The sequence below is a fragment of the Frankia sp. CcI156 genome, from assembly GCF_001983015.1.
Classification (GTDB): domain Bacteria; phylum Actinomycetota; class Actinomycetes; order Frankiales; family Frankiaceae; genus Frankia; species Frankia casuarinae.
Map to the genome: position 1 here is coordinate 47925 of NZ_MOMD01000032.1, position 25421 is coordinate 73345.

At 67.9% G+C, this 25421-nt stretch carries 20 protein-coding genes and 1 pseudogene; 9 read left to right on the plus strand and 12 right to left on the minus strand.

The genetic code is table 11. The annotated features are described in order from the left end of the window. Positions 1-5 precede the first annotated feature (5 nt). A complete protein-coding gene (locus tag CcI156_RS13230; protein WP_254847407.1) occupies positions 6-2801 on the minus strand; it encodes an FAD-binding and (Fe-S)-binding domain-containing protein in 2796 nt (931 codons plus the stop codon). A 394-nt stretch (positions 2802-3195) separates the two neighbouring features. Between CcI156_RS13230 and CcI156_RS13235 the strand changes: the two genes are divergently transcribed. Next, on the plus strand, positions 3196-3522 hold the full coding sequence (locus tag CcI156_RS13235; RefSeq protein ID WP_011436437.1) for a putative quinol monooxygenase: 327 nt from the start codon (positions 3196-3198) through the stop codon (positions 3520-3522). Between the two features lie 336 nt (positions 3523-3858). On the opposite strand, the gene CcI156_RS13240 is transcribed toward CcI156_RS13235, so the two are convergent. Next, entirely contained in the window at positions 3859-4263 is a 405-nt protein-coding gene (locus tag CcI156_RS13240; protein ID WP_011436436.1) for a helix-turn-helix domain-containing protein, read from the minus strand. Positions 4264-4503: 240 nt separating this feature from the next. On the opposite strand from CcI156_RS13240, the gene CcI156_RS13245 reads away from it, so the two are divergent. Beyond that, on the plus strand, positions 4504-5940 hold the full coding sequence (locus CcI156_RS13245; RefSeq protein ID WP_082456732.1) for a DHA2 family efflux MFS transporter permease subunit: 1437 nt from the start codon (positions 4504-4506) through the stop codon (positions 5938-5940). A 40-nt stretch (positions 5941-5980) separates the two neighbouring features. Here the strand turns inward: CcI156_RS13245 and CcI156_RS26910 are convergent. After that, positions 5981-6220, minus strand: a pseudogene (locus CcI156_RS26910) (DDE-type integrase/transposase/recombinase); the annotation flags it as partial. A 778-nt stretch (positions 6221-6998) separates the two neighbouring features. Then, positions 6999-7373 (minus strand): transposase, encoded by a 375-nt coding sequence (locus tag CcI156_RS26915; protein ID WP_254847408.1) that lies wholly within the window; start codon positions 7371-7373, stop codon positions 6999-7001. 161 nt (positions 7374-7534) lie between these two features. Between CcI156_RS26915 and CcI156_RS13265 the strand changes: the two genes are divergently transcribed. Genes CcI156_RS13265 through CcI156_RS13280 form a run of 4 tightly spaced genes read left to right on the plus strand, consistent with a single transcriptional unit; the run spans position 7535 to position 11046 of the window. Beyond that, positions 7535-8575: a homoserine O-succinyltransferase gene (locus CcI156_RS13265; RefSeq protein WP_083718507.1), complete on the plus strand. Its 1041-nt coding sequence runs from the start codon at positions 7535-7537 to the stop codon at positions 8573-8575. Beyond that, a complete protein-coding gene (locus tag CcI156_RS13270) occupies positions 8550-9101 on the plus strand; it encodes a hypothetical protein (protein WP_023841229.1) in 552 nt (183 codons plus the stop codon). The genes CcI156_RS13265 and CcI156_RS13270 overlap by 26 nt, the downstream gene beginning before the upstream one ends. Continuing rightward, complete coding sequence (locus CcI156_RS13275; protein ID WP_076805962.1) at positions 9098-9820, plus strand: TenA family transcriptional regulator; 723 nt, start codon at positions 9098-9100, stop codon at positions 9818-9820. The genes CcI156_RS13270 and CcI156_RS13275 overlap by 4 nt, the downstream gene beginning before the upstream one ends. Continuing rightward, positions 9817-11046 carry an O-succinylhomoserine sulfhydrylase gene (locus tag CcI156_RS13280; protein WP_011436429.1) on the plus strand — a complete coding sequence of 410 codons (1230 nt, stop codon included), beginning with the start codon at positions 9817-9819 and terminating at the stop codon, positions 11044-11046. The genes CcI156_RS13275 and CcI156_RS13280 overlap by 4 nt, the downstream gene beginning before the upstream one ends. 75 nt (positions 11047-11121) lie before the next feature. On the opposite strand, the gene CcI156_RS13285 is transcribed toward CcI156_RS13280, so the two are convergent. After that, positions 11122-12423, minus strand: a complete 1302-nt coding sequence (locus tag CcI156_RS13285; RefSeq protein ID WP_011436428.1) for an MFS transporter — start codon at positions 12421-12423, stop codon at positions 11122-11124. A 101-nt stretch (positions 12424-12524) separates the two neighbouring features. On the opposite strand from CcI156_RS13285, the gene CcI156_RS13290 reads away from it, so the two are divergent. After that, positions 12525-13538: a GlxA family transcriptional regulator gene (locus tag CcI156_RS13290; RefSeq protein WP_254847409.1), complete on the plus strand. Its 1014-nt coding sequence runs from the start codon at positions 12525-12527 to the stop codon at positions 13536-13538. Between the two features lie 414 nt (positions 13539-13952). Here the strand turns inward: CcI156_RS13290 and CcI156_RS13300 are convergent, their stop codons facing one another. From CcI156_RS13300 to CcI156_RS13320, 5 genes are all read right to left on the minus strand, one after another. Continuing rightward, positions 13953-14555, minus strand: coding sequence for a phosphonate degradation HD-domain oxygenase (locus tag CcI156_RS13300; protein ID WP_011436426.1), 603 nt, complete (start codon positions 14553-14555; stop codon positions 13953-13955). After that, on the minus strand, positions 14552-15331 hold the full coding sequence (locus CcI156_RS13305) for a phytanoyl-CoA dioxygenase family protein (RefSeq protein WP_076805964.1): 780 nt from the start codon (positions 15329-15331) through the stop codon (positions 14552-14554). Before CcI156_RS13305 ends, CcI156_RS13300 begins: the two co-directional genes overlap by 4 nt. Before the next feature lie 93 nt (positions 15332-15424). Further along, positions 15425-16090, minus strand: coding sequence for a GPR1/FUN34/YaaH family transporter (locus CcI156_RS13310; protein ID WP_011436424.1), 666 nt, complete (start codon positions 16088-16090; stop codon positions 15425-15427). A gap of 108 nt (positions 16091-16198) precedes the next feature. Continuing rightward, on the minus strand, positions 16199-17038 hold the full coding sequence (locus CcI156_RS13315) for an isopenicillin N synthase family oxygenase (protein WP_023841231.1): 840 nt from the start codon (positions 17036-17038) through the stop codon (positions 16199-16201). Next, positions 17035-18207 (minus strand): cobalamin-independent methionine synthase II family protein, encoded by a 1173-nt coding sequence (locus tag CcI156_RS13320; RefSeq protein ID WP_076805966.1) that lies wholly within the window; start codon positions 18205-18207, stop codon positions 17035-17037. Before CcI156_RS13320 ends, CcI156_RS13315 begins: the two co-directional genes overlap by 4 nt. A 247-nt stretch (positions 18208-18454) precedes the next feature. Here CcI156_RS13320 and CcI156_RS13325 point away from each other — a divergent pair, with 247 nt between their 5' ends. After that, entirely contained in the window at positions 18455-20668 is a 2214-nt protein-coding gene (locus CcI156_RS13325) for a PQQ-binding-like beta-propeller repeat protein (protein ID WP_076805968.1), read from the plus strand. Positions 20669-20827: 159 nt separating this feature from the next. Further along, positions 20828-22972: a SpoIIE family protein phosphatase gene (locus CcI156_RS13330; protein WP_175637583.1), complete on the plus strand. Its 2145-nt coding sequence runs from the start codon at positions 20828-20830 to the stop codon at positions 22970-22972. A 108-nt stretch (positions 22973-23080) separates the two neighbouring features. On the opposite strand, the gene CcI156_RS13335 is transcribed toward CcI156_RS13330, so the two are convergent. Together CcI156_RS13335 and CcI156_RS13340 are read right to left on the minus strand one after the other, a co-directional pair. Next, on the minus strand, positions 23081-24124 hold the full coding sequence (locus CcI156_RS13335; RefSeq protein ID WP_011436419.1) for a S1C family serine protease: 1044 nt from the start codon (positions 24122-24124) through the stop codon (positions 23081-23083). Positions 24125-24263: 139 nt separating this feature from the next. After that, positions 24264-25355 carry an enolase C-terminal domain-like protein gene (locus tag CcI156_RS13340; RefSeq protein ID WP_076805998.1) on the minus strand — a complete coding sequence of 364 codons (1092 nt, stop codon included), beginning with the start codon at positions 25353-25355 and terminating at the stop codon, positions 24264-24266. Between the last annotated feature and the right edge of the window lie 66 nt (positions 25356-25421).

Here is a 25421-nt window from a genome sequence, read left to right on the forward strand (position 1 = left end):
CGTTCTCAGCCGGCACCGCCTGGATGGGCAGAATCACGGATCGGGCGAGTCGCGTACTCCAGCGCCTCGACAATGTGGACGTATTCGCGCCCCGTTGCGCGTGACATTCCGATCTCGCAGGTCCGGTTGGCCGACGCATGCACCTCGAAGGCGCGGGAGTTGACCTCACGTGCCTCGTTCAGCGTCGCCGCCGCAGTCAGCTCGGGATGCAGAAGTCCGCGATCACCGGCGAACGCGCAGCAATTCCAGTCCAGCGGCACGACCACCTCGTCGCTGACCAGCTCGGCGAGTTCCCTGAGTAAAGTCGTGGTGCCCCGCCGCTCGGTCGAGCACGTAGGGTGCAGTACCAGGGACGCCACCCGGCGGGTCACCGAGAGGCGGCCCACGACTTCGGCGCGCACGAATTCGAGCGCGTCCACGAAACGAAGTGCCTCGTAGGCGCCGCCAAGCCGCTTTGCCTCGGCGCGAAGCTCCTCCAGACCTTCTGTACATGACGCCGCGTCGCACACGACCGGCAGGCGGCCGCCGTCAGTCGCCGCGAGCAGCGCCGGCAGGACCTTGGCCCCGATGACCTCGTGGCCACCCCTGAGACCCTTCGACTTCCACGGCATACCGCAACACATCGACGCGATACCCCTGGGTACCCGTACCGCTACCCCGGCACGCGCGCACAGCGTCAGCATCGCGGGCATGACCCCGCCGCTGGATGACGACGAGCCGAACATGGCCCCGACGCACGCCGGGAAGTACACGGCGCACGCCTCTGCGGCAGCCGCGACCGCCCGGCGCCGGTACCCACCGCGGGGCAGCGAGGCGTCATACTGAGGCATCCTGTCGGTGCCCAACGTTCTGCGGGCCAGGGAGGCCGCGGCTGTCGGCAACGTCGGCGGCAGTGCGGCGGCGRCAGAAAGCGCCTTCCCAGCCAGTGTGGTGGTCGCCCCCCAGTGGCGGGCCGCCGAGCGCCACAGCGCGTCCTCGGCCTTGTTCACCCTCTCGGCGCGCAGCTCTCGCACGAGTGATCCGGTGTTGATCTGCACAGGGCAAGCGGTCTGGCACATACCGTCGACCGCGCAGGTGTCGACCACGTCATAGCGGTAGGCCGCGGACAGCTCATCGGCGAGCCCCTCGTCTCCCTCCCGCCGCGCGGCCTCACGCTCCCGCAGCAGGGCGATCCGCTGCCGAGGAGTCAGGGTCAGCGTCCGGCTCGGGCAGACCGGTTCGCAGTACCCGCACTCCACGCACATGTCCGCGCCGTAGCCGACCGTCGGCACATCCTTGAGATTGCGCAGATAGGAGCGAGGATCGTCGGACAGCACGACCCCCGGGTTGAGGATTCCCAGCGGGTCGAACAGCCGCTTCACCTCCGTCATGACGTCATACAGTTCATCGCCGTACTGGCGACGGACATACCCCGCCATGATCCGGCCGGTGCCATGCTCCGCCTTGAGCGTCCCCTTGTGCTCGAGCACCAGCTCAACCATTTTCTCGGTGAATGCGTGGTAGCGTTCCAACCGCGCGGGATCCCGGAAGGTCTCGGTGAGCATAAAATGGATATTGCCGTCCTTGGCATGGCCGAAGATGACACTGTTCTGATAGCCGTGCGCGTCGAACAGCTTCGTGAGTTCCTGGCACGCTGCCCGCAGGTGCGGCACCGGAACCGCCACATCCTCCAGCAACGCCGTGGTCCCCGCCTGGCGCGCTCCCGCGACGGCCGTATAGAGACCCTTGCGCACATGCCACAGGTCCTTTCGGCGCCACGGGTCCGAGGTCAACTCCAGGGGCGACTCGATCTCGAGCCCATCGCACACGCCGCCGGCCCCGGACACCTTGTCGGCAAGCTCCTCGGTGGTCGCTGCCTGCAGCTCCACCAGGAGCGCAACATGGTCACGCACCTCCAGCGAGCCGATCTCAGCCGGTGTCGCGCCGAGGGTCTGCGCAACGGCAAGGGACCGAGCGTCCATCAGTTCGATCGTCGCGAACCCCAYGTCGACCAGCTCGGGCAACGCGGCGGTCGCGGTGGCGAGGTCACGAAACACCGCCAAGCCGGTCGAGGCGTGGGGAAAGAGCTCCACCGTCCGGAACGTGGCCGAGGCGACGAACCCGAGCGTGCCTTCGCTACCGACCATCAGATGGGCCAGGATCTCGACGGGACGCTCGTAGTCGAGAAACGAGTTGAGACTGTAGCCCATCGTGTTCTTCATTGAGAACTGCCGACGCAGCGTCGCCACGGACGCCGGGTTGCGGCAGATCCGCTCGCGGAGCCGCAGCAAGCCCGCATACAGATCGGGTTCCAGTGCGCGCAGCCGTTCATCCGCGTCCGGCGCACCGGTGTCAATCACGGATCCGCTGGGTAGCACCACGGTCATCGCCTCAAGCGTCTGGTAGGCGTTCTGCCCGGTGCCGCAGGCCATTCCGCTGGAATTATTGGCAATGACTCCACCCAGGGTGCAGGCGACCTCACTCGCTGGGTCGGGGCCGAGCTTCCGCCCGTACGGACGCAGCCGCGCGTTGGCCGCACGGACGGTCACGCCAGGCTCGGCGCGCAAACGGTGACCACCGTCGAGCACCTCGGCCGACTGAAAACCGTGTCGCACGTCGACCAGGATCCCGTCGGTGACGCCCTGGCCGCTGAGGCTCGTTCCGCCCGAGCGGAACGTCAGGTACGAACCACTCCGCCGGCATCTCGCAAACAGCCCCGCCACATCGCCCACGCCGGCAACACGTTCCACCGCGGAGGGCACCAGGTGATAGTGCGACGCATCCCGCGCCATCGCGTAGCGCAGGACCGGGCTGCCTGCCACGGCCGGCCCCTGGCCAGGTCCGCCGCGGCTCCCCGCTACCTCCGCGCCGGTGGGACGCCCCTCAAGACTCATTGCCTGCCCTCCCCGGACAAGGAAAGTCTGACAAGTATACATTCGCCCACACTGCGTCGTGACACCTCGGCTGCCCTACGGCGTCCCTGCCACCCAGCGTCCCTGCCACCCAGCGCATCGAGCCCTRATCACGAACCCGCGGCAGGCCCCGAAATTTCTCAAATCGAGACTGCCCGTGGCGGCTGTGACTGCTACGACCATGGGCGAGGTGCCGAGYGTGGGGGCCACCCGTCGTCGATGGTGTGGAGACAGTCATTGGAGCTCGGTACCCCAGGCGGTCCGTCRCCCACAGCAAGAGCCATGAGCTCGGAAAGGGTCTATAATGATCTTTATCACCGCCAAGTTCCGGATCAAGCCGGAGTATGCCGACCAGTGGCCGGAGATCTCACGGGCGTTCACCGAGGCGACCCGCGCTGAGCCGGGCTGCAAATGGTTCGACTGGTCCCGCAACATTGAGAGYCCGACCGAGTACGTACTGGTCGAGGCATTCCAGGATGGCGACGCCGGAGCCGCGCACGTCCAGTCCGACCACTTCAGGGCCGCCCGGCAGACACTGCCGAAGTACCTCGCCGAGACGCCGCGCATCGTGAACACGGTTCTGGAGCAGGACGACTGGTCGGAGCTCGGCGAACTCGCTGTGTCCGACTGATCGGTCGGGCCGCCGGCGACGACAGGCGGAGCCCCGGTCGGAAACCTCCGTGACATCCAACCAGACGCCGCTATTCCCGTGGTCCGGCGTATCGGCATGAGGAAGAGACCGGGTCAGCCGCCGACGTGGACACGCCGGCAGTTGATCGACGKAATTCGGTGGCGGACGCGGACCGGGGCACCGTAGCGGGACGTTCCCGCCCAGTACGGGCACTGGCGCATGGTGTACGGGCTGCCCTGTTCCAGGACTGGCATCCGGACGGGATCGCTCCAGCCCAGCGACAGTCACCCAGCGTCATACTCGGATGCATCTTCGCATCATGGCCTCCAGGGTGCTCTACTCGACCCCACCCTGGGGGCCGTGGTTGCGGTCGTAGGCCGCGCGGGCCACGGCGATGTCGTCGCGGTGCCGTTCGGCCCACGATGTGAGCGTCCGCAGCGTGGCATACAGCTCCCGGGCCATATCGGTGGCCTGGTACTCGACCTTCGGCGGCACCGTGGGGTAGACGACCCGCGTCAGCAGCCCATCACGTTCCAGGTTACGCAGTGTGAGGGTGAGCATCCGCCGGCTGATGCCGCTGATCGACCGCTGCAGCTCGGTGAACCGGACCGGTCCGTCGCTGATCCGCAGCAGGATGCCGATGGCCCACTTGCCACTGATCCGGTTCAGCACCTCYAAGACGGTGCAGGCCTCGGCCTCGTGGCCGGGGGAGTCGATCACATCGCTGTTCCCCTGAAACATGAAAGTGCCTCCTTCCGGCCACTCCCACAGTCACACATGATGGCTTCCGTAACAAGGCATGCCCCATGCGGCGGCTGGAACCGCCGCACCTGGCTGGCGGCCGCGACCGGCCCGCCGCCGCGGCCCGTCCGGCCTCCTCGACGTCAAGGAAGACTGTTGACCGACTCGACTCCCCCGGCCCCGCCCCCGGCGCTCCCGTCCCGCTGGCTCGCCCTCGGGGTGCTCTGCACCAGCAACCTGATGGCCATCCTGGACAGCTCGATCGTTACGGTCGCGCTGCCGACCATCCAGCAGGACCTCGGCTTCTCCCAGGCGAACCTGGCCTGGGTTGTGAACGGATACCTGATCGCCTTTGCTGGCCTGCTGCTGCTGTCCGGGCGGCTGGGTGACCTGCTGGGCGGCCGGCCCGTCTTCATCGGGGGGCTCGGCCTGTTCACGGCAGCCTCGCTGGCCTGCGGCCTGGCCAACACCGGCGGCCTCCTGATCACGTTCCGCTTCCTGCAGGGCGCCGGGGGGGCGCTGGCCTCCGCGGTGGCACTCGGCATGATAGTCACGATCTTCCCTGACAGCCGGGAGCGGGCCAAGGCACTGGCCTGCTACGCCTTCGTCGCCGCGGCCGGCTCATCGATCGGGCTCATCCTCGGCGGCGTGCTGACCAAGAGTCTCAGCTGGCCGTGGGTCTTCTACGTCAACGTGCCGCTGGGTGTCCTCGCGGTGGTGCTCGCCCTGTGGGTGCTGCCCCCGATCGCCGGGCTCGGGCTGCGCGAGAGCGCGGACGTTCTCGGCGCCGGGCTGGTGACCGCCGGGCTGATGCTCGGCGTCTACACCGTCGTCCGGGGCGGGGCGGACGGCTGGAGCGACGGCGGGACGCTGGGGTCGCTCGCCGCCTCGCTGCTCCTGCTCGCCGCCTTCGTGGGCCGCCAGGCCAGAGCGGCCAAGCCACTGCTGCCGCTGCGCATCTTCCGCTCCCGCGCGGTCGGGGGAGCGAACATCATCCTGACCCTGATGGTGGCCGGCCTGTTCGGCTACCAGTTCTGCACCGCCCTGTACCTGCAGGACGTGCTCGGCTACAACGCGCTGCGCACCGGGCTGGCGTTCCTGCCGGCCCCRCTAACCATCGCGGCCGTCTCGCTGGGCCTCGCGTCGCCGCTGAACACCCGGTTCGGCCCCAGGCCGGTGATCGTCGTCGGGCTGCTGCTGGTCGCCGCGGCGCTCCTACTGTTGGCCCGGCTACCGGCTGACGGCAGCTACGCGAGCGACATCGCCCCGGTGTTCGTCCTGCTGGGTATCGGTTTCGGCGCGGCGATGCCCGCACTGATCGGCCAGGCGATGGCGGTCTCCGACCCCGCCGAGGCCGGCGTCGCATCCGGGGTGGCCAACACCACCCAGCAGATCGGCGCCGCGCTCGGCACCGCGATCCTGGCCACCCTTGCCGCCTCCCGCACCGACTCGCTGCTCGACCACGGCAGGAGCACCACCACCGCCCTCACCGGCGGGTTCCACCTCGCCTACGCGGTGAGCGCGGCCCTGGTCGCCGCGGCCGTCCTCGTCGCCCTGTTCGTCCTGCGCCCGCCCGGCCAGTCGCGGGCCGCCGACAGCGCACGGACCGCCGACGCCCACCCAGCCGAGACCGACGACCCGACGCAGCCGGCGGGGGTGCCGGCCGCGGGACAGTAACCGCCGGGGCCAGCCGTCGGGGACGGGGTAGAAGGAAATCCTTCGCGACCACCGCGTCCTCGGCGGCAGCGACAAGCCAGCCGGTCACATACCGGGAGTAGATATCGATGATGACGTACAGCCGGTACCAGACGCCTTTCTCGGGTCCTTTCAACGCGGTGATATCCCGCGACCAGACCTGTGACGGTCCGGTCGCGGACAGCTCGGGGCGGACCCGCGGCGGGTGGGTCGCCTGCGCACGGCGTTCCCTGGTCTGCCCCGCCGCCCGGACGATCCGGTACTCGGAGTCCGCTCTCTCGGAGACCTGCCGCAAGAGAGAGCGCGTGCTTTTCCCATAAAAGCCAGCGCGGTTTCTRCCGTCGCAAGTTTCGCTTTCAACCGTTCGTTCTCGCGGCGCAGACGCTCCAACTCGATCTGTTCCGCCGACTTCCCCGGATTCTTCCCCGGAGCGCGGGCCGGGACGCCTGCTCTTCCCAGCGCCCCCGCGTCACGTGCCCGGGTCCGCTCCACCACATGCGAGGAGAACAAACCCTCCCGGCGCAGGATCGCACCCTTCTCGCCGTGCGGGGCGTTCTCGTACTCCGCGACGATCCGCAGCTTGTACGCCGTGCTGAACACCCGCCGCGACGGACGCGGCGCCGGGTCCCGCGCCTGCGGTGACCCGGCCGGAGCCTCCTGCGACTCAGGCTCCATGAACATCATGGATCTCCGATCACGCCCTCCGTAGCCAGCTCACACCCACGAGGGTGTCTCACTCAACCCCGACAGAGAGGGCAAGGACGGTCCCTACCGCGACCGCCCGGACTGCTTGCCAACAAATTTCCGCACCTTCAGCCAAAGGGCTTGAGAGTTCATGAAGGCTGGGTGTAGGCTCCCCATTGTGGAGCAAGAGGGAAATTTGGACCGCAGACCTCCACTAGTGCCACTTAATTAACAGATCTTGATTTTGCCTATCGTTCACTTCATCCACCTTCGTCGATCCTGGTCTTGGCGTCGATCGAGTCGCAGATGATCGAAAACTGGTCGACCATAGCGAGACGCGTGCCGGTCATTTCTGTTTACGGAAGGTTGATCCTGAAATCGATATCAACTACGCGCGCACGCGGAACTGGGGCGATCGGTGTCGCGGCGGCCGACTGGGGTCGCGGGAGCCAACAAGTGATCAAGAGAAGACGAGGCCGACGATGACCYAGTTGTCGCCAAAGCCGACCTGCCGGTTGCCCCTTCGCGGAGCCGTCGTGGAACCAGCCGGCGGCCCACACCTTCTTCCCCGCCCGGTGGAACAGGGTGTCATCGACCACGACAGTCAGCGGCCCGGCCGGGAGCAGCCGGTCGACGACGACGCGGGCGAGTGCCAGGCCGACCCGGTCGGGCGACCAGACCGCCCGCGCGAAGAACCGGTGCGCCTRTCCACATCGTGAGTGGGGTGACATGTTCGACGGAAACGATCATGTCATCTCTCATCATGCGTGCGTCATGATGTGCGGCGAGGACCGCGCGGCACGCAATGTTTATATCAACTAWCTGACACGTCGACAGCTGGCCGCGAGCAGCGGCGCGGGGCTATTCTTGCGGTCGAACAGGGGAAGGAAAGATGCCGGAGAAGCCACCTCATGGATCCCTCCGTGTCGGAGTCGTTGACCTCATGGCGGCCACCGGCCGAGGAACAGGAGGGCAGCAGTTCGACCGGCTGATAAGAAACGCGGCGAACAGCGCCAGAGTGGCAGTCCACGTCGATGTGGTGGACCTCGACCCGACGACCAGCCATCCCCATCTTCCGGGGTCACGAAGCGATTRGCAGCGAATAGCATCATTCGATGCTCTGGTGGTGACCGGCGCACAGCCACAGAATTCCCGCCCAGAGAAGGACCCGGGCTATCCGGTGATCGAGCGGATTCTCGACCTCAGCCGGAGACGGAATTTCTTCACTGTGTTCTCCTGTCTGTCTGCGCATTTAGCCCTCCACCAGATGTGCGGCGTGCAGCGCCGCCGACTGGCACACAAGAGGGTCGGCGTGCTCGACCATCAGACCGTCGCACGACGCGGCCCGCTCACCGTCKGGCTGCCCGACGTCGTCACCATGCCGCATTCCCGATGGAACACTGTGGACCGTGACGAACTCGTCGCCTGCGGCGTGCGCCTGGAGCTGCTTACCGGTGGCTCTGACTGGGCGGTAGCGACCAGTCAGGACGGGGTCCGTCAGGTCTTCGTCCAAGGTCACCCGGAGTACCTGCCCGACATGCTGCTGCGGGAGTACCGCCGCGACGTCCGGGTCTTCCTCACGGACCCTGACGCGCCGTACCCGCCGATCCCGGAGGGCTACCTGGCCGATACCGCAAGCCGGCGGCTCGCCGCGTTCGCCCGGCGCGCCCGCAGCCAGCGCTCTCCCACGCTGGCCACACAGCTGCCCACTGTCGGGCCGCTGCCTGACGTCGCCCGGCGGTGGACCGCGGAGGCRACCGCCATGACCGCGAACTGGATCCGCAGGGTCGCCGACGGATCCACCGGGAGGATCAATGACCCACCTACCCGACCAGCCGCCGGACGGCACCAGGATGACCTGGTCCTGGCCAACGGATGTTCGTCCGTACAGTACGGACCTCGCCTCGATGCTGGCCGCGAGCGTGATCGATGACGGCATCCTCGGCTTCACCGAGCCGGTTACGCCGGCCCAGGGCGTGGGCTTCGCGGAGGACCTCGCCCGTCGGGTCGGCACAGGCGAAGCGCTCGTCCTGCTCGGCCAGGACGACGAGGGCGTCTGCGCGATGTGCGTCGTCGCCCTGAACTCGATGCCGAACTGCCGGCATCTCAGCGAGGTCAGCAAGGCATACCTGCGTCCCCGGATCCGTCGCACCGGTGCGGTGATCGAGCTCGTGTTCGCCGTCTGCGAGCGACTCGCCGACGTCGGGGTGGAGCGCGTTCTCATCGACGTCCGCGAAGGCTCCCCAGCCCACCGGGTCTGGAGCGGCTTCGGGTTCACCACCTACGGCGTGCTGGACGACTACAGCCGAGTGCGGGGCATCAGCCACCGCGGCCTTTACATGACTCACGCCGTGTCCGAGCTACAGGCCGTCACGGCCGACCGGCTGGCCCGTCGTGCCGATCCCACTCGCCGCCACACCACCCCACAAGCCGCCATCGCAGAGAGGACGAGCCGATGACGCTCCCGCSGGACAGGTTCAGGGCGTCCCTGGAGGAGACCCTGCACCAGCACCTCACCATCGCCCACCCGGTGTTCGGGCTTCTACTGGACGCGGACAACCCTCAGCCGCGTTTCCTCCAGCAGGTAGCGCTACAGGGCTACCAGCTCACCAAGCACTTCCTTACCTACGTCGAGCACCTGTTCTTCTACTGCCCGCTCCCCCGGCACAAGCGGCGCCTGCTGCACAACCTCTACGAGGAGGAGACCGGGCGGATCTCGAAGACGCGGAACCACGTCAAGCTGATGCAGGACTTCCTGCTAGCGATCGGGATCGACGACGAGACCCGGGATGCCGCCGTCGCGCTGCCGACGACCCAGGAGCTGATCGACTACCGGCTCGCGGCGGTGAAGGATCCGGATCGCTATCACGTCGGTGCCGCCGCGGTCACCATCGCGAGCGAGGGGCAGAACCTGGAGAAGCTAGGCAGCGAGAGCCGCGACATCCTGTTCGGTCGGGTGTACGGGCTCGAGCCGAGGGACCTGCTGTTCTTCTCGGTGCACCAGGTCGAGGACATCACCCACACTCAGCAGGGCCTCGACCTCGTCGCAGACCTGTGCACGACGGAGCAGATGCAGCAGGAGGCGCTCTACGCCGTAGCGCATACCTGCGAGCTGTTCTACGGCATGTACGAGGGCATCTACCAGGAATACCTGGCCGGACGGCTGCTGCCCGCATGACGCCTCCGTCCTCCAACCGTACGGCCTCCGGCACCCGCCGCGGACTGGCGACGGAGGCGGTGCGTGCCGGCCATCGCCAGTCCGTTGACGACCAGCACAGCGAGGCGCTGGTACTCACGTCGAGCTACCTGTTCGACGACTCGCACGACGCGGCGGAGAAGTTCGCGCAGCGGCGCCCCGGCAACGTCTACGTCCGGTTCACGAACCCGACGGTGCGCGCGTTCGAGGAGCGCGTCGCGCGGCTGGAGGGTGCCGAGTCCGCCGTAGCGACCGCGTCCGGGATGGCCGCGTTCTTGGCGGTGTCGCTCGGGCTGCTGCGCGGCGGGGACCATGTCCTGCTTGCGGAGGGTGTCTTCGGCACCACGACCCGGCTCTATGCTCACTATCTGGACCGGTTCGGCGTCATGACGACCGTCGTTCCGGTGACCGACCCGGCCGCCTGGGCGCGCGCAATGCGTGCGCAGACCAGGATGCTCGTCGTTGAGAGCCCCACGAACCCGGTAATGGCCGTGGCCGACATCAGGTACCTCGCAGAGCTCGCACATGCCGCCGGCGCGCTGCTGCTGGTCGACAACACCCTGTGCACCCCGGTGTTCCAGCAACCGATCGTGTTTGGCGCAGACCTCGTTCTGCACTCCGCCGGCAAGTACATYGACGGTCAGGGCCGCTGCGGCGGCGGCGTTGTCGCCGGCCGCGCGGGCCTGATCTCCGAGCTGCACGGTGTGCTGCGCACCGCGGGCCCGAGCCTCAGCCCGTTCAACGCGTGGATCTTCCTGAAGAGCCTGGAGACGCTGCCGGTGCGGATGCGGGCGCACGACGCCAACACGGCGGTGGTGGCTGCCTGGCTAGCCGACCAACCGGACGTACGGGCGGTGCACTACACCGGCAGCGCGGATCACCCGCAGCGGGAGCTGGTAGCCGCCCAACAGTCCGGGCACGGCGGAGTGATCAGCTTCGAGCTGTACGGCGGCCAGCAGGCCAGCTGGTCGTTTGTCGACCGGCTTGAGCTCGTGTCGAACACGACAAACATCGGGGACACCAAGTCGATGATCACCCATCCGGCAAGCACCACCCACGGCCGGCTCACGCCGGCACAGCGCGACTCCGCCGGCGTCACCGACGGCCTGCTGCGCCTATCGGTCGGCCTGGAGGACGTCGAGGACATCGTCGCCGATCTGGCCCGGGCGTTCGCAGCGACCAGGCCTGCCGGGGCCCGCGCCCGATGAACCCGCAGCCGACAGCCCCGCAGGCGCCAGGCCAGCCGGTTTTTCCAGGGCTCGACAGGGTGCCACGCAGACCGCTCATTGCCGGGAAGCGCCGGCGGGGACGGCCGCCGGGCGTGGCGCGGGCAGCCGGGCGATCAGCAGGAACGACACCCCGACCAGCAGCGCCTCGCCCATCGCGACCTGCGTATAGGAGTTGTACGAGTCGGCGACCAGCGCGCCCAGCTGGCTGGAGAGAGCGGCGCCGATGCTGTGCAGCGTCCACAGCAGACCGAGGCCGGTGGCCCGGGCGCCCTCGGGCAGCACCCGGCCAATCCACAGCGTGGTCGCGACCACCGTCGCCAGATAGCTCGCCCCGAAGATGACCCCGAAGGCCAGCGAGGCGGTTACGGTCGCGTCGAAGGCGACGAGCACCATCGCCCCGCCGCGCAGCGCGTAACCGACAAGCAGGGTCTGCCGGACCCGGCCCCGGTCACACCTTCGGCCGGCGGCCAGTGAGCCAAGGATCTCGAAGACGCCCAGCATGGCGAGGGTGCCACTGACGACACCCGGGCTCATGCCATGTTCGTGCAGATCGGTGACCAGGTGAACGTCGACAAACGCCATCGTGATCCCACAGCCGGTGAACGCGACGGTCAGCGCCAGGAACACAGGGTTGGCGGCTGCCAGCCGCAACCGGTCCCCGAAGCCGAGCCGCGCGTCGTCCGCGGTCCCGGGTGTGCCCGGCGTCGCCGTAGGCGCCGGCTCGTCCTGGCCGGACAGCCGATACAGCAGCAGCGCAAGTGGGGTCAGCACGAGGAGCATCGACAGACCGGCGACGACGAAGACGGCCCGCCAGGACGCGAACGCGCCGAGCCACACCCACAGCGGCACCAGCACGATGAACCCGACAGCCGGGCCGTTCGTCATGACCGCGTACGCCAGGCCCTCCCCGCGGGCGGTGAACAGCTCGCTGGCAAGCTTTCCCAATGGAACGTACGAGAGCATCGTGAAGGCGAAGGCGCCGAGCACGCCGTAGACGGACGCGAACAGCGACACCCCCGGCGCCGCCGCGCAKATCAGGAAGGCGGCACCGGCGAGCACCGTTCCGCTGACCAGCACGGCCGCGCCGCCGAACCGATCGGCCAGCACCCCGACGACCGGGCTCGCCACCGCGATGACCACAGCGAAGACCGTCGTCGACCAGGCGAACGTCCCGCGGCTGACACCAAGGTCCACTGCGATCGGCGAGAAGTCCACTTGAATCGTGTTCTTCAACGCCGACCCGGCCAGCGACAGCGTGAACGCGAGCGTCGCGGCGAAAATCAGCGCCGTGTTCCGCCGGCTACGACCAGCAGGGGACGCGACTTCAGGTGCGTCGGCGGCGTCTCGAGTCGTCATCGGGTCCGCATCCTTCGGGTCGGCCCGGCGGGGCAGCGGCTTGCTGGACACGAGGCCAGAGTGCCGGGCGCCGAGTGCGCAGCGGAATAGGCTGTTCTGCCGTGCTGCATAAGGAAACGGCCACTCGCCACGCCGTGGTGGCCCTCGCGGTCCCGGCCACCGTCGCGATGGACCTCGCGATCCCGGCCCAGGTGTTCGGCCACCTGGACCTGGCCGAGCATTACACGTTCACGCTGTGCACGGAGCAGCCTGGCTCGCTGCCCACCACCACCGGCTTCGCCTTGGAGGTGGCGCACGGGCTCGCCGCGCTGGATGCCGCTGACACCGTCGTCGTCCCCGGGTACGCCCCACTGGTCACACCCGCACCAGGGGTGCTCGACGCGCTGCGCGCGGCTGCCGACCGCGGCGTCAGACTGATGTCGGTGTGCACCGGAGCGTTCGCCCTCGCTGCCGCCGGGCTACTCGACGGTCAGCGGGCCACCACCCACTGGGAGGACGCGGGCGACCTCGCCGCCCGCCATCCGACGGTGCAGGTGGACCCGAACGTTCTCTACGTCGACGGGGAGCGGATCCTCACCAGCGCCGGAGTGTGYGCGGGGATCGACCTGTGTCTGCACATACTGCGGCGCGACCTCGGCAGTGCCGTCGCCACCCGCGTCGCCCGCCGGCTGGTGGTGGCGCCCCATCGCGCAGGCGGCCAAGCCCAGCTGTTACRCCGCCCGGTGCCCGGTCCAAAGCCCGGCTCTGGCGGTCCTGGCAGGCTGGCCGCGACCTGCGACTGGGCGCTGGAACGGCTCGCCGAGCCACTGTCCGTCGCTGATCTCRCCGGCCACGCTGGCTACGCGACGCGCACGTTCGCCCGGCGCTTCATCGCCGAGTACGGCGTCACGCCCAGGCAGTGGCTGCWCGCCCACCGGATCGCCGAGGCGCGGCTGCTGCTCGAGGTGACCGACCTGCCGGTGGATCGGATCGCCGCCCGTTGCGGACTGGGGACCGCCGCCAACCTGCGGATCCACCTCGCCCGCGACGCCGCCAACACGCCGTCCGCCTACCGCGCCTCCTACCAGGGCCGCCCGCGCCGAGCGAGTGGGCGTGCCGACGAACTCGCCCCGTAACAGCCGGGTCCAGACGAAGTACCGGCGTGGCGTGTTCGATGAGGCGATGCTCGACGCCTGCGAACGGACGATGCGCGGCGTGTGCGCCGACTTTGGCGCGACCCTTGCCGAGTTCACCGGCGAAGCGGACAGCGACACCGTATCAACGGCGGCAGGCTCACCCCTCATTCACGGGTTGTTCACCCTGGCCCGCACCTGGCGGCAGCGCCAAGTCATATCTTGGCCGATTTCGCTGACTTCGCAATACGAAAGCGCTGGTTCCATCTACCCAACGAGCCGGGGACAGCCCATCACGAGCTGGACTTCCGCGTCGGCGGGCACGAGTATCGCCCGCGGCACGGGCCTGACCCGCACAGAACAGTACGCGTTCCTCGCCTTCACGGATGACGGGCGGTCAGGGGCCATACCCGCCTGTCAAACCACCGCGGAAGCCTCATTGACCAGCCGRCAGACAGCCGGACGCCAATGGTCAAGTTCCGGTACCGCGACGCCGGCTCGCTTGGCGTTGTCGTCCCATCGACGCAACGCGATGGCGAGGTCGGCATGTGGCAGGCAAAGGAAGGCATCGACTTCTCTGCCAGTCATCGGGCCGCCTTGGACGCGTAGGCTTCGGGTGGAGGCTACGGACAGGCTGTTGGCGTAGGCGGGGTCGGTGGCCACGAGATAGCGCTTGGCTTTGACGTGCAGCGCGACCGGAGTGCCGATATCGGGGCCGAACCATCGGGTCAGGTAGCGTGCTCCGACGATTTCGTGATGGAGGTCTTCGGCGAGGAAATTGTGGTGCGCGTCGTGTTCGTCGAGGAGGAGATGGCCGATATCGTGCAGCAGCGCGGCGACCTGCGCGGCCTGGTCATAGCCGTCGGCTTCGGCGAGGGCGGCGGTTTGCCGGGCGTGTTCGAGTTGGGTGACGGTTTCGTCGTATTGACTTTGGCCAACGGCGGTGAGGTAGGCGAACAGTTCATCGCAGAACTCGTCCGCGCCAGTGAAGGTGCCGTGGAGGAGCCGGTCGGTATTCATGCAGATTCCTCGGCGCCCCGGGCGCTGACGTGGCTGTCGCCGGTGAAGTGGCCGATGAGGCTGATTCGGTCGGTGCCGGCGGCTAGGCGGTGCTGCTTTTCCTGGTAGTAGTGGTGGCGGTGGTCACCGTCGGAGGCTGCGTTGTAGGTGAGGTAGATGGCCCGGCGACGATGTGGTGAGGTGTTGACTCCGGAGCGGTGCGGGACGTACCAGTTGAACCAGAGCAACGACCCAGCGCGGACGGGGAYGGGTTTCCAGAGGAGGGTCTCGGCGAGACTRGCGGGGATGCAGCCGACATCGTCGGTGGGGAGCGGCTCGTGGTGCATGCCTTCGACGACGTCCAGGCAGCCATTGTCGGTGGTGGAATCGTCGATAGCGATCATGCAGGTGATGGTGGACCGGACAAAGGGGTAGGCGGGCGCGTCCTGGTGTGGGGCGAACCCGGCGCCGCCGGGTTCCTTATAGTTGATCTTTTCTTTGTAGAGGACGGCGGGCTCGCCGAGCAACATGCTGGCAATGTCGAGCAGCGTGCCCCGGGTGAGCAAGGCACGCATGCCGTCATGGAAGGGCACGATGTTCTCGGTGCGGCACCGCACCGAGAATCCGTCCCCGGTGGTCTCGTCGTACTGCAGCAGACCGTCCTCGCGGCCCGGCAGGGCCTCGATCTCATCGACCCAGCGTCGCACCTCCCGCAGGCGCTCCGGGCCAAGGAAGCCGTCCATGAGAAGAACRCCACTGGCCTGCCAGGTCGTGAGGTCAAGGGAATCGGTCAGCAACGTGAGCCTCCGAGGAGCCGGTCAACCAGAACGTCTGTGTAACTCTTGTATCAAGAAGAGACGCTGTGATGCAACTTTGTTACAGCGACCGAGTCAAGATACGAGAGGCTTACCGAGAGGAAGTCCACGGCCACCGGTCTCGCTCCACATAAGATCGACATACAGGTAGACGGCGACGGCAACGAAGGCGAAGACCACGTACCCGCCGAGATGGATGAAGGTGGTGTTGGCCTCCAGGGTGCCGACGAGCARCAGGACGAGGGCGACGTCGACCAGGCCGAGGAGCAGGGTGAAGCTCCAAGGTAGCCGTATGGTGACCAGAGTGAGCATGGCAATGGTGACCAGCCAGCAGATCAGCCAGATGGCTTGCGTGTGCACGATCTGGGCATCGGGGATGCCGTACCAGTTGTGCCCGAGTCCGAGGGCGAGTGCGGCRTAGCTGGCGTAGAAGCCGAAAAAAACGGCGAACAGGCTAGCCGAGGCATTTTGCCCGAGCGCGGCGGCCCAGACGGTAGCCAGCAGCAGCCCGATCGAGGTTGCGGCGAGGATGGTCGGGATGCCGGCGGCGGCGGCCTCGGCGGGCACGTAGCCGGCGTCGACCAAGCCGAGTCCGAGCGCGCCAGCGATGGTAATCGGGATGCCGACGATGCCGGGGTTGCCTCGCAGCGGGTTCGTGACCGGTGGGTCGGGCGGGGTTTCGGCCTCGGTCAGTAGCGGTACATGCGTTGCCACCGATGCGGGCGGGGCATCAACGGTCATGGCGGATCGCCTTTCTGTTCAGGGGATGACTGGGCGCGCGTGGGAGCCGTGGGGCGCGGGGCGCGCGGGCCAGCACGAAGGCGGGTTGCGGTGTGCCGGTGGATCAGGTCAGCTCTCGGCGGCGAGCAAATCTGCGTGGTGGAGTTGCGCGACGTCGGCGTGGGCACGCAGCCGCACCTTGAGGATGTTCTCGCCGTAGGTAGCGAGGATGGGGTTGTCCGGGTCAGCGCTGTGTCCGCCCGTTGCCTGGGCGGCAAGTTCGGCGGGCAGGTCGATGGGAGTGAGGGTGGCGTCCAGGCGCGGGTTGAAGAAGTAGATAACCGAGAATCGCCGCACGCCAGCGGGTGGGCTGATGACGCGGTGGACGGTGGCCTTGAGGTAGCCGTGGGTGGCGAGCTGCAGCATTTCGCCGAGATTGACGACCAGGGCGCCGGGCAGATGCGGGACGTCGAAGAAGCATCCGTCGCGCTCCACCTGCAGTCCACCGACGGCGTCTTGCAGGACGAAGGTGAGCAGCCCGAAGTCCCGGTGGGTGCCAACGCCTTGATGATCGCAGCCAGGTCCGGACGGAGGGTAGTGGATGGCTTTGATGGTGGCCTCGCCGAGGTCGATCTCCTCGCGCCGGTCGGCCCGACCGTTCGTGAGTTCACCACCCAGTGGGGTGTAGCCACGGAAGTGTGGCGACCGGGTCATCGCGATCGCCATTCGATCGGCTTCGGGCAGAGCGAAGAACGCTCGGGTGACCTCCTCGACCTCCCGGAACAGGGTGTCACCGATGCCGTGCCCCACCAGGTAGAAGAAACCCACGTCATGGCAGGTCTCGCGCAGTCGCTCAAGGAACCGGCTGCGCACCGCGGGATCAGTGCCAGGGTCGAACTCGCGCAGGTCGAGCACCGGCAGCGCCGCGTCGTGCTCGGTCGTGCTGTGGGTCGGGGTGGTGCTGGTCATGACCACAGTCGATCGCTGGCCAGTCGAGCGCCGGCGGTGAGGGATTCGAGTTTCGCCCAGGCCAGGCTCTCGTCGACGGCGAGGAAGGTGGCGAAGGACGCGAAGCCGCAGTCGGTTCCGGGGATGACGCGCTCGCGGCCGACGATGTCGGCGAAGCGGGTGATGCGCTGGGCGATGAGTTCGGGGTGTTCGACGTAGACGCTGGAGGTGTCGATGACACCCGGGATGAGGACCTTCTGCTCGGGAATCTTCGCGTCGGCCAGCACCTGCCATTCATGTGCGTGGCGGTGATTGGCGGCCTCGAATACCAGCCCATCGGCCTTGAGCTGAATGATCGTGTCCAGGATGACGTCCAGGCCGACGTCCTTGTGGTGCGGGCCCTGGTAGTTGCCCCAGCACAGGTGCACCCGCACCCTCGCCGGGTCGATATTGCGTAGCGCGTGGTTGATCGCCTCAACGTGCACGCGCAGCCGGTCCAGGAATCCCTGCTCGGACAGGTGCGCGTACTGGATGTGCCGACCCATCGCCAGATCCGGGGCGTCGATCTGCAGGACCAGCCCGGCTGCGGTGATCGCCTCGTACTCGGCCCTCATTCCTTCGGCCAACGCGAACAGGTACTCATCCAAACTGGCATAGAACTGGTTCGGAAGATAGAGCGCGATAACTCCAGGTGACGCGGCATTCATGAACCGCTCGGTCGGCTGACCCGATCCTGCCGAGATTGAGCTGACGCCGGCTGCGAAGTTGGCCAGATCGGTATCGAGCAAGGCGGTGCCGGTGTAGCTGATCGGACCGGTACAGGTCGGTGTCGCGGTCTCCAAGCCGGCCAGGGAACGTTCGGCCATGCMAGGGTAGTCGTCCAGATCAGCGATCGACAGGCCGCCGCCCTCGGGAACGGCAACGTCCACGTCGAAACCGGTGAGGCGTTCTTTGACGTAGGTGGCGTACCCGATCTTGCTCATTTCGCCATCGCTGATCACGTCCAGCCCGACCTGCGCCTGATGGCCGACGACCACGCCAACCGCGTCCGCGATCCGCTCGGGCAGGTACTCGGCGTCCGCGACCGAGAGGGTCTYCTGTTCCCGGGCCCGGATCAGCTCGGCCAGCCCGGCCGGTCGGGGCAGGCTGCCGGTGTGCGTGGTCAGGATGCGGTCGCTGCTGAGTTTCATGACAGTTCCTCCATCAAGTGGACTAAGCGGTACAGACGGTTCCGGACAGCACCGGCCACCCGGACAGCCTCGTCGAGGCCGCCCCCTGTGACTGCGGTGGCAGCGCGAGGCCGGGTGGGGTCATGGCGGTGACACTGACAGGCCAAGGGAAACTTTATCTAAACAACATCTTACTTCCGTAAGGAAATTACATACATAATGATGCGAAGGGTTGTAAATGATCTATTGTCGGAGACTAGACTCAGGCATGCAGATCATCGGCGCCGTGCTCACCATCCACGGCAACGCGCTCGCAGGGATCGCGGTAAGCGACGGGCGGACCTGGACATTCACTCGCGACGACGGCTCGTTCAGCCTCCGCACCGTGCCGGGGCGCCCGGTCTGGGCCCGGCGCCCCAACGGCTGGACGGGCCGCTGGTGGCAGCACCCGRCAGCGGGGGAGCCGGTGCTGTTTCAGCTGCACCCAAGCCGCACCGGCAGCGATCCACAACCACCCTCGGCTCCCTCAGGGGAGCTGCGATTCGCGCACATCACGGACACGCATGTCAGCGCGATCGACGGCGACCCGTCCCAGGCGGTCGAGCTCGCCGCCCGCTACGGCGACCAGACGGACACCACCAGCGGCCTGCACCACGCGCTGCGGACCGCAGCCGACCACGGCGCGGCATTCGCCGTGATCACCGGTGACCTCACCGACCACGGCACACCCGAAGAGTTCAGGCGCGTACTCGACTCCCTCGCCGCAGCGCCGCTGCCGGTAGAGATCGTGCCGGGTAACCACGRCCATTACGGCCACCGCCACCAACCCCACCCCAGCGACACCCCCCACGGTGGCGGGTTTCTCGGCGCGGCTACCCTCACCCGCTACGAGCAGGCCATGGGCCCGCGCTGGTGGTCAGCTGACCTGGCCGGCGTGCACCTCCTCGCCCTGGACTGGTTCAGCGCCTGGTGCGCGATCGATGACACCGATCARCAACGCTTCATAATCACCGATCTCGCCACCCGAACCCCCGGGCTGCCAGTCGTCGTGCTCACCCACGACCAGCCMGACCACGACACACTCGAACTGATCCGCTACAGTGCCGCACCCGACAGCCTCCTCGCCGTCCTGTCGGGACATTGGCATGCCGACGCGCAGCGCAACGTCGGCGGCTGTCACCTGCTCAGCACGCCCGCAGCCAGCTTCGGCGGACTGGACTGGTCACCACCGCAGCTCCGCCTCATCACCCTCACCCCCGGCTTGAGAACTATGGATCTACGGCACGACACGRTCCCGGCGCTACCGAAACCGCCACGGTCACCGACCACGTCTCGCGCCGATGCCCMGGCCTCGCCCCGCACCACCAGCCACTCGATCGGCGCCCATCAACATCTGGGCACCCTCGCGACCATCGCCGGCACCGTCATCGCACCGAGCACCGACACCCACGGCGCAGGACACCTGACCCGCCTACACCCCTCCAACACCGGCAGTAACGACAGCCGAGTCGACGTGCTGTGGACGGTGCGCGCCGCAGACGACCCCATCACCGGCGTTCTCGCCGGCCATGACCAGATCCTGGCGTGCAGCCATGCGGGCACCCTCACCGCGCTCGCCCCAGCCACCGGCGCACCCCATTGGACCCGACACCTCCCACACCGGCAGCGACGCCGGCTGCTAGCCACCCCCATCCTCACCGCGGCGGGCCGGCTGATCGTCGGTGACGTCGGCGGCGTCACCTGCCTGGACCTCGACACCGGGGATATCGCCTGGCACCGCGACCAGCTCGGCCAGGTCGACACCCTGCTCACCTACGGAACCGGTCTGGCCACCGACCGCTTGGCCGTGCTGCCCCTCGGCGGCCCCACCCCGGGCCTGACCGCCCTGGACCTGCGCGACGGCACCATCACCTGGACCGATCCGCCCGGCACACCACCGCCCTCMAGCTCGCTGGTCGCCATTGACGGGACCGATGCGCTGCTGCTCCGTACCGCCGGACCMACCCTCGAGCGGCTGAACCTCTCCACCGGCCAGACTCGGTGGCGCACCACCCTGACCGGCCGCTTCTCCACAGCCGCTCCCCTGGTCACCGACGAGGCAATCGTGCTCGTCACCGGCGACGGCATCGCGCACCGGCTCGACCCGGATCACGGCGGCATCCTCGACCGCCAGCACCTGCACGGGCTGCGCCCCGCCTACGGTCCCTACCGGTCCACTGGTACCGGCGCGYCCACCACTGCCGTCCATACCCCACTCGGACCGATGATCGTGCTGCTCGATGGCAGTATCTGGCAACTGGACAGCCCCGCTGGTCCGCTGCTGGTCGGCGACGTCGCGGCGCCCGTCACCACCCAGCCTGTCCTGCTCGGATCGAACACCCTCGTCGTGCTCAGCACCGACGCGGTCGTTCACCTGCTCGACATCAACGCCACCGCAASCCGCCCCATGCTTGCCGGTCCGGCATCGCGGTCTGCCTCATGACCAGCGCCATCCGCAACCGAATTCTGGCACCTACCCGCGGGACCGCCACCCACCGTAGTCCCAGGCCTGATTTGATCCTAAGTTCCTGGGTATTAGACCAGGAGATGATCATTCCACACAGGGGGATGTGATTTAATGACGTCTGAGCCGAGGAGAACCTTGTCGGACGTTTCGTCGGACTACGCACTGGATGCCGGTTTCGATTCGCTACTGGGCACGCAACTGATCGATTTCAGTCCGACGGCGATGGTAATTATCGATCCGGATCTGCGGGTGCGACGGAGCAACCGGTCCTTTCGGGAAATATACGGCCTGTCTCCCGAGCAACTGGCGGGAACATCCATCCCCGAGCTGCTGCCGGATATGGACCCGCGGGTGTGGAAGCTTGCCCGGTGGGTCCTGGCCAGCGGTGAATCAGTTGAAGACACGGAGATCATCGGCAGGAGCGTGGCTTTCCCGCAGGAGGAACGCACCTGGCGCTTTTCGCACTTTCCGCTCCGGGACCGTGAGGGGGTGCCCGCGGCGGTTGGCGTGACGCTGGTCGATGTGACGGATCAGCGCCGTGCCGAGCGGAAGCATGCGGAAGCAGAGCGGCGACTGCGGCTGCTCACCCGGGCGAGCACACTCGTCGGGCGATCCCTGGAACTGGACGCCACACTGGCGAGTATAGCCGATTTTATGGTACCGGAATTCGCCGACACCTGCAGCGTGTACCTGCTCGACGAACCCCTTGACACAGACGCCCGACCGGAGCTGTTGGAATTGCGGCGCGCCATAAAAACACGCGTTTCCGGTCCGCCCCTGCAAAGTTGCGACATCCCGTTCTCAGCCGCCGGAGAGATCCTTTACTGCCACCGAAACTCTCCGATCTACCAAGCCTTTGCGTCGGGTCGCCCGTTTCACCACGCGGCCGACGATGAATCGTTGATCAGCGGATATCAGACTCCTGGATTCCTCGACTACTTCCGGCGGCTGCTGCTGCGTTGGGGGATCGCGGTGCCCCTGCTGGTGGGGCGCTACTTTCATGGGGTCATGGTTGTACATGTCGGCGTTTCCGGGCGTACCTACACCGACGACGACGTCGAGATGGCCGCCAACCTTGGTGGACGTATCTCAKCCGCCATCGCCAATGCCCGCGCGTACGCTCGCGAGCGGGAGGTTTCTGTCACGCTGCAGCGCAGCCTGCTTGCACCCGACATCCCGGCCGTGGCCRGAATGGACATCGCCTGGCGGTACGAGCCGGGCTCCCTTCCCGGCCGGTCGCCCTGCGCCGAGCCGGGTCCGCCGATCGACGCCGAGGTGGGCGGGGACTGGTTCGACCTCATCCCGCTCTCGGCGGGTCGGGTAGCTCTCGTCATCGGAGACGTGGCCGGCCGCGGTGTGACCGCCGCCGCCGTCATGGGTCAACTCCGCACCGCCAGCCGGGCGTTCGCCTCACTCGATCTGCCCGCCGACGACGTACTCACCCACCTGGACAACCTTGCCCAGACCATCGGGGCAGGGCCTGACGGTGCCTTGGCGAGCTGCGTCTACGCGATCTTTGAGCCCACCACCGCGACGATAGTCCTCGCCAACGCCGGCCACCCCCCTCCCGCCCTGCGTGATCCCGATGGCCGGGTCCGCCTCCTGACCGGCGGGGGCGGCGCGTTTCTCGGTATCGGCGGGCAAGTTTTCGTCCAGACCTGCTACCCGTTCCCCGTCGGGGCGACGCTCGCGCTCTACACCGACGGCCTCGTCGAGTCACGCGATATCGATATCTTCCAGGGAATCGGCCGGCTACAGCACGCTCTCGCGGACGCCGGCACCGCGGACGCCACCGCCGACCGGCTGATGCGCCTGGTCGATCAGGCCAATCGAGACGACGACGTGGCGCTCCTGCTCGTCCGGGCCGCCGCGGCCATCAACACTCGCACCCTTACCATCCCTCTCACCCTCGACCTCAGGGCCGTCGGACAGGCTCGCCACGCCGTCAACGCCGCGCTGCGTCGCTGGCAGCAGCCCGAAACCATCGAGACCGCGGAACTACTGGTGAGCGAGATCGTCACCAATGCGATCCGCTATTCCCGAGTCCCCGGCGAACTCGTGCTCCGCAGCGTCCCGACGGCCCTCTACATCGAGGTCTCCGACAGCGACAGTCACCTCCCCCGTGTCCTCCACCCCAACGAGCAGGAAGAACACGGTCGTGGCCTGATCCTCGTCGATGCACTCGCTGCCCGGTGGGGCACCCGCCCTACCCACTCCGGCAAGACGGTCTGGTGCCAACTCGACACCGGCACTGACACCGGCCCGGAAATCTTCACCTAGATCTCGTCCACGAACCCGCTGTCCCCAGGCGCGTGACGGCGCGTCGATGCATCCTCGGAAGCCCCGGGCCGAGCCCCGAGGTGGGACGCCGCATCGGCGGCGAAGCTCTCAGCCGGGCCGGTCGGACACCCTGACCTGCACTGTGTGGTCCCTGCCGTCTCGGTGGACGCCTAGCGTCACCATGTCACCCGGGGATACCTCGCGCAGCCTGGCGGAGAACTCCCCGGCGGAGGCGACCGACTTGCCGTTAAAGCTACGGATGACATCACCGGGTAGAACACCTGCCTTGCCCGCGGGCCCGCCGCGCACGACGGCCAGCACGAGCGCCCCGGCACGCACGTCCAGTCCGAGCCGCTCAGCGATCGCCGAGGTGAGGGTGGCGAGCTGGACGCCAACGAAGGCGTGCTTCACGGTCCCGGTGCGCAGCAACTGCTCAACGGCGTCAACCGCGGTCGCGGACGGTATCGCGAAGCCCAGCGACGAGGCTCCGGTCGACGGTGGGATGTAGGCCTCGTTGATGCCCACGACCCGGCCCTGGCTGTCCAGCAGCGCCCCGCCGGAGTTACCGGGCGAGATCGCCGCATCGGTCTGGATAAGGTCCACCAGCGGCCGCCCCTGCCCACCCTGCTGACCGGATACGGGCAGGTTCCGGTTCACGCCGGAGATGATCCCGGCGGTGACGCTGTTCTCGAATCCCAGCGGGCTGCCGATCGCCACCGCCAACTCGCCCACCTGGGGCAGATCCTTACGGAACGTCGCGGCGGGTAGGCCGGTCCGGTTCACCTTCACCACGGCGATGTCGCTGATCTCATCGGCGGCCTGTACCCGACCGGCCACCCGGCGGCCGTCGGCGAAGGCCACCTCGGCCTTTCCACCGGATGCCTGGGCAATCACATGCTGGTTGGTGACGATGACACCGTCGGCGCGGTAGACGATGCCGCTGCCCAGCTCGTTCCCGACCAGGATGGTGACAACGGACGGCTCGACGTCGGAGACGATGCCCGCAACGGCGCCGAGCCCGGCTCTGTCCGCGGCGGCGGCCCGGTCCGCCGTCGGCGAGCCGGGCCCGCCGCCAGTACCGCAGCCGGTGGCGCCCACCAGCATCGCGGCAGCGGCGACGATCCCACTGATCCAGCCGGTCAACCGGCTCACGCTCCTGCCATACCCGCCAGAAGCTCCTGCCATACCCATCAGAACAGCCCGAACGCACAGCGGGCGGGGCCGGCGCACACAGCCCAGCGCATCGACCCGTCCGGCCCGGTGCTGTGGTCCGCCTCGCCGTACGCCGCGGTCATCGGACCCGGAACCGTTCGGCGTCCCGCTGCCGCACCGACAGGCCCAGGCCGCACCGCGACCGATCCGGGACCAGCGTCCCGTCCGGCCGCGCATCGAGGACCCCGTCGAACAGCAGATGTTCGACCCGGACGTGGTCGTGGAAGTACTCGAGGTGCCGCAGATGCCACACCGCGGTGCAGGCGTGCACGCTGACCTGCGGCGCACAGTGGGCGGACAGGTCGATCCCCCGCGCGTCGCACAGCGCCGCCGCCCGCAGGAACCCGCTGATGCCGCCGCAGCGGGTGACGTCCACCTGCAGGCAGTCGACAGCACCCGCGGCCAGCATCCGTTCCAGACCGGACAACGTGTAGCCGTACTCGCCGGCCGCGATGTCCATCCCCGCCGGGCCGCGGTCCCGCAGCAGCCGCAACCCCTCCAGGTCGTCGGAGCTGACCGGCTCCTCGAACCAGCGCACATCCTGCTCCGCGAAGATCTCCGCCAGCATCAACGCCTGCTTGCGGCTGTACGCCCCGTTCGCGTCCACATAGAGCYCGACGTCGGATCCGACTGCCCGCCGGGCCACAGCCACCCGCTTCCGGTCCTCCGCCGGGTCCCGGCCGACCTTCATCTTCACCCGCGGGATACCCGCCGCCGCCCAACCCGACAACTGATCGCAGAGCTGGCTGTCCGGATAGGACGTGAAGCCGCCACTGCCGTAGATCGGGACCCGGTCGTGCACCGCGTCCAGCGCCACCACCAGCGGGACACCGAGCAGCCGCGCCTTGAGATCCCACAGCGCTATGTCCACCGCCGAGATCGCCTCTGCGGCCATGCCGGGACGGCCGATGTTCCGCACCGCCGCCTRCATCGCCGACCAGCAGGCACCGACCCGCAACGCGTCCCGGCCAGTCACCACCGCCGCCAACTTTCCCGCGACGACATCCGCGGCAGCGAGATGGCAGTAGGTGTAGCCCAGACCGGCCTGGCCGCCGGTCCGGACCGTCACCACCACCAGGGTGACGGAACCCCACTCCAGCGTCCCGTCCGACTCGGGCTGCTCGGTCGGCACCAGGTAGGCGGCGACCTCCACGCTCTCAACCGCTGGCATGCCTGCTGTCTCCCCGAAACCGCGGCCCGCCACGCCTACCCGGTCGCCCAGGCTGCTGCCCCGGGA